The following is a 5099-nucleotide window of genomic DNA, read 5'->3' on the forward strand; positions in this document are numbered from 1 at the left end:
TATTAATGTCACCAGCTTCCCAGCGCTTATTTAATAAGTTTTCGCTGCTATCTAATCTGCCTTTTGTCAGTTTTTGCCATTGCTCATAATATTTTTTACTGACAATAAGCGATTCATAATTAGCTTTTGCTTCAAATGACTGCTTTCGATAAACCGACCGAAAGTTAGCCTCTGCTGCAATTGCTTCTGAATAAGCGGCTTTAACAGTATCTGAATAGTTATTTCTGATATTTAAAGGCATTGAGAAAGTCACGCCAATCAAGTCTTCATCTCCACTTTTCCCTGCGCTAACGCCAATGGTTGGATTGGCTTTAGATTCCATAGTGGTTAGTTGAGCTTTAGATTGTTTTATCTTCCATTGCGCTCTAGCGAGTTTAACTTTTGGATGTTCCTCAACCCACTGAGAGTTAAATGAATAGTTTGTTGCTCCAAAAGTAAATGAAAACAAATTGGTAGTATTAGGCGTCCAATCAGGCAATAACTCCTGAACATTTACCTCTGCATTTTTCAAAGCAATTTGCGACTCAGATATTTCACTGAAAACTTGGGACAAGTTTAAATAAACCAGTTCAGCGTCAAGTGGCTCTAAAAGTCCTGCTTTTCGCTTATCTTCAATAATTCCAACGAGCGTTTGTAATTGATTTTCTCTTACTGAAAGTAACTGAGCCACCTTTTTTGCTGCTTGCCAATTAACTATTGCAGTTAAAGCGTTAGCCTTTTTAGAATCGAGTAGAGATAACAATTGTTGCTGGTTTGCATAAACACCAATTTCACCAATGCTTTTATTTGCTGATTGCTTATCCCAAAAATCAATCGTTTGACTGATACCAATAGAATAATTATCAAAATCACCCTCTTTTTCATAGCTTGCTTCAAGCTCTGGGTTATATACGGCTTTAGTTAAGCTCTTGGCTCTATGATTACTTGCATTAAGTAACTCTTTAGCCGCAACAACTTCGGGATCTTTATTTATTTGACTATCTAGCCATGAAATACTTTTCTGTTTCCCATAAGTGGCAACTGAAAAACTCACAGCCATACATAAAGACAGGACTAAACCTGCATTTTTTAAATATATATACATAAAAATTCTTAATTTTAAAATTAATAAACACGAAACCTTTATCCATTATTAAAGGATAAATAGGTCATTAAAAATTAATCTAATTAAGAAATGGGCGGACGAAGTATCGCTTCAAGAAAGGTACTTGTTTGATCAATTTGATAAGGCGTTTTATTGATAATGTTTAGTTTGCCCGTGGTATTTGAATTACTGACTAAAATCCAAGATAAGTGGCTGCCACTGCAATGTCCGCAGTGATGACAATCTTTTTCATTATGCTGCTCATCACCTACATTATCATTTGAGACATTTCGATCATCTGCATGATCATGTTGAATTTGAAGGTGCTCTATATCTATTTGGTGATTCTCAGGTGTTGCGGATACAACAGCAGTTAACGATTGCAAAACAATCGAAACGACTAATAGTATTTTTAACGCAACATTGAATTTCAAAATAAACACCTACTTAAATATGAAAAATTATAATATCAAAAAAAGGTTTTCTAAACTAGCCATGCGCATGTTTTTCATGCTCGTCACGGCAAGTTTCTTGAGGAAACTCAAACTCAAACTCAATGGTTGTATGAGATAAATTATAAGAAGAAAGTTCCTTAGCCACTTGTTGTTTTAGCCTAATTAATTTATCAACCTCAAAGTTATGGGCTAACTCTAGGTGAGCAGTTAATACGTGACTTTCCCCGTCTAATGACCAAAAGTGCATATGATGAATCCCATTAATTTCAGGTATAGCCTTTATCGCTTTTTCAATATTATTCTGCACTTCTTCATCAGGTGTAGCTTGAAGAAATAGTGCCAATGTTGTTTTCAGGTTTTTCAAAACGTTAAACAATATAAACAGTGTAAAGCCTATAGAAAGCAAAGGATCTAATATTGGTAGATCTACAAAAAGCAGCACGATAGAAACAATTAGGACTGCAACCCAGCCAAGTACGTCTTCAAGCAAATGCCACGTAAGTACTTTTTCGTTCAGCGTTTTACCCGCTTTTAGTTTAAATACTGCATACCCATTAACAGCAACCCCAAGTAATGCAAGACCCAACATTCCTTCAGCCATTGGCATTTCAGGATTAGATAATCTTGGTATTGCTTCAAATAGCACCCAGACAGAACCAATAACTAATACAATACTGTTAATTAATGCGCCAAACAGGGTAAGACGACGATAGCCATAGCTAAATCTATCGGATGCTTCTTTATCCGAGAAACGACTCAGTATCCAAGCGAATCCTATAGATAAACTGTCACCCAGGTCATGTACAGCATCAGCCATAATAGCGGTACTGTTGGTTAGCCAACCACCAATAAATTCGATAATAGTAAATGAAACATTAAGGAAAAATGTCCAACCTATACGGTCGTCTTTTCCATGCGAATGGCTATGGCTATGATTGTGCATTTTCCACCTCAAGAACTTTTAAATTTCTTACATTGACTACGTTAAAATTGATAAAGTGACGGATCACTCGTTGATACATCCAACGTTTGATTCCTGATAAGTTAGTTCCTTTTTCGAGATAAAACTCATCAGGGGAATTATAAACACCAAAATCATCATGAATACCTTCTTTTTGTATATAGGTATCTTGACCACGCCAATCTGTATCTGGCGAAGAGAAACACTTTGTTGCAACACCATAACCACAAAATTCGTTTTTTATTTGACTAAATTTGTGCTGTAGTGAACTTAAATATTGTTCATCTAATATAAAGCCTTCTAAGTTTATCCAACGATCCTTGAAATAAACTTCAATCCAACTATGAATGATATATTTAGGTGCTAACCAAAATACATAAGTTGGAATAGCTCCTTTTTGTAATCGCTGCTCAATAGTAAAGCCGTGAAAACGACATTGAATACCTAATCCTCGTAACAAAGCCATCAGCAAGTTACCCTTGGTATTGCATTGTCCGTAACCATCGGCTAAAACACTGCTTGCTGAAATATCATCACTCTCATTGTAACCAAATAATATTTCATCTTTAACAAATTGGTAGGCTGCACCAATTTTGTTGAAGTCATCGAGTTCTTGCCAATTACGCTCAGAAATTAATGATTGAATTGTAGAGTGTTCAAAATTTACTATCTTGGTTTTTTCTAGATATTTGCTATTCATTGATGTTTCCTTACTTTGAACAACCAAAGGTTGATTGTTTATCTTCATTTGGTGTTTAACGTGTTTTCTCAGCAACAGCTAATTCTTGTTTAGCATCGCTTAGTATTCGGTAAGCGCCTCGAAGAATTAACATTGAAATGATGCTACCAATGACGATATCAGGCCAACGCTGTTTCAGCACCATAACGAGTATGCCTGCGATAACGACACCAAGATTTGCAATTACATCATTCGCTGAAAATATCCAGCTAGCTCTCATATGTACTTCATCGTTGTTGTGCTTTCGAATAAGGATGAGACAAATCACATTTGCAACTAAAGCAACCATGCCTACGCCAATCATAAACCAAGAGTGAGGCTCACTTTCACCATACAGCCTTCTAGCAATATCCATTAGAATTAGCACGCCTAACCCCAGTTGGAAATAGCCACTCACTAAAGCAGCATTAGCCTTATGTTGGATTGACTTTCCCACCGCGTATAGTGCAATTGCATAGACGATTGCATCCGCTAGCATGTCTAACGAATCTGCAATTAAAGCCGTTGATTCTGATAACCAACCAAAGCCAATTTCAAAAACAAACATCGAGGCATTGATAGCCAGAAGCCAATAAAGCACCGTTTTTTGCTGGTTATCTTTTAGCTCAACTTCACACCCACAATCGCTCATTTTCATCTCCGATTAACTTGTATGCTCTAACTATAAATCCTATAGTGACTATAGGGTCAAGTTTATTTGGAAATTTTATGAAAATTGGTGAGTTATCGAAAACATCGGGGTATTCAGTACAAACCATCCGATATTATGAAAAGGAGGGCTTGCTGTCAGATCCTGATCGCACTGAAGGGAATTTCAGGTTGTATTCTAATAAGGCATTTAAAGAGCTAGAGTTCGTAAAGCATTGTCGAAGTTTAGATATTCCGCTTAATGATATTAAGCGACTCATTGAATTAAAAAACAAGCCAGAGGAGAGTTGCTCTAGTGTAAATGCATTAATTGATCGGCAACTAACTTTAGTTAATCAACGAATGAAGGAATTGAATGCACTCAAAAAAGAGTTAAAACTAATGGCAAGCTCTTGCGGGTCTGACGGTACAATTGAAGTCTGTGGCATTATCAAGTCATTAGATAGTTGAACTAAATATAACTTTAGATTAGTAGTATTCACAAAGGCAATAATGAAAACCATTGGCAAATTAGCACAATCATTAAATTTAAATGTAGAAACCATTCGTTTTTATGAACGAGAAGGACTGATTACACAACCTGAAAAACCAATATCTGGTTATAGACAATATGACGAATCAATAGCAGGACAACTTAGGTTTATCACAAAAGCCAAAGCGCTCGGCTTTACGTTAAGAGAAATAAAATCGCTAATGTCTATGGACAGCAACTGCGCTCAAGTTGAGCTATTAAACCGACAAAAGTTAGCAATCATTCGAGACAAAATTAATGACCTTCAACGTTTAGAGAAAGTAATTGTGGGTATGACAAATACCTGTATGCAAAACGAAGATCCAACACATTGCCCCATAATTGACTCATTAAAATGATTGACTCCGTACTTGTATACGGAGTTTAGAATGATGGTAATATCAACCAATAGACTTTCAAATGATAAATAAAATATTAGACAGAGTAGGCTCTAGTGGCGTTTGGCTAGCGGCACGGCCTGCCTCCCTGCATTAAGGTCACTTGCATCGGCATTAGGACTAGGCTTCTTCTCTCACTTCGAAGGAATAGCTGTAAATACGCTTTTACCTATTTTTGCATCTTTGGAACTATTGGTAAACTTATACAACTGGCACAAAAATAAAAACCATACCAGAGCTGTCTTCAGCATTCTAGGGCCTGTAGCAGTGCTATTAACGCTTTATCCTCTTTGGCTATATGAT

At 36.4% G+C, this 5099-nt stretch carries 8 protein-coding genes; 3 read left to right on the forward strand and 5 right to left on the reverse strand.

Annotation, left to right across the window (positions count from 1 at the left end):
• From N523_RS0110495 to N523_RS0110515, 5 genes are all read right to left on the reverse strand, one after another.
• Positions 1-1084: TolC family protein (locus tag N523_RS0110495; protein WP_028835966.1), on the reverse strand; the 1084-nt coding region annotated here is incomplete at its 3' end.
• An 83-nt stretch (positions 1085-1167) separates the two neighbouring features.
• Entirely contained in the window at positions 1168-1470 is a 303-nt protein-coding gene (locus tag N523_RS0110500) for a hypothetical protein (RefSeq protein WP_231485813.1), read from the reverse strand.
• 103 nt (positions 1471-1573) lie between these two features.
• Positions 1574-2482 carry a cation diffusion facilitator family transporter gene (locus tag N523_RS0110505; RefSeq protein WP_028835000.1) on the reverse strand — a complete coding sequence of 303 codons (909 nt, stop codon included), beginning with the start codon at positions 2480-2482 and terminating at the stop codon, positions 1574-1576.
• Complete coding sequence (locus N523_RS0110510; protein ID WP_004588887.1) at positions 2469-3200, reverse strand: transglutaminase-like domain-containing protein; 732 nt, start codon at positions 3198-3200, stop codon at positions 2469-2471. Before N523_RS0110510 ends, N523_RS0110505 begins: the two co-directional genes overlap by 14 nt.
• 55 nt (positions 3201-3255) lie before the next feature.
• Positions 3256-3870 (reverse strand): cation transporter, encoded by a 615-nt coding sequence (locus tag N523_RS0110515; protein ID WP_004588888.1) that lies wholly within the window; start codon positions 3868-3870, stop codon positions 3256-3258.
• A gap of 77 nt (positions 3871-3947) precedes the next feature.
• On the opposite strand from N523_RS0110515, the gene N523_RS0110520 reads away from it, so the two are divergent.
• The 3 genes from N523_RS0110520 to N523_RS19715 all read left to right on the forward strand — a co-directional run.
• Entirely contained in the window at positions 3948-4337 is a 390-nt protein-coding gene (locus tag N523_RS0110520) for a Cd(II)/Pb(II)-responsive transcriptional regulator (RefSeq protein ID WP_004588889.1), read from the forward strand.
• Between the two features lie 42 nt (positions 4338-4379).
• Positions 4380-4757, forward strand: coding sequence for a MerR family transcriptional regulator (locus N523_RS0110525; RefSeq protein WP_004588890.1), 378 nt, complete (start codon positions 4380-4382; stop codon positions 4755-4757).
• A 102-nt stretch (positions 4758-4859) separates the two neighbouring features.
• On the forward strand, positions 4860-5099 hold a 240-nt coding region (locus N523_RS19715; RefSeq protein ID WP_331280067.1), incomplete at its 3' end, for a MerC family mercury resistance protein.

This window comes from Pseudoalteromonas sp. 23_GOM-1509m (assembly GCF_000518425.1).
GTDB classification, from domain to species: Bacteria; Pseudomonadota; Gammaproteobacteria; order Enterobacterales; family Alteromonadaceae; genus Pseudoalteromonas; species Pseudoalteromonas tetraodonis.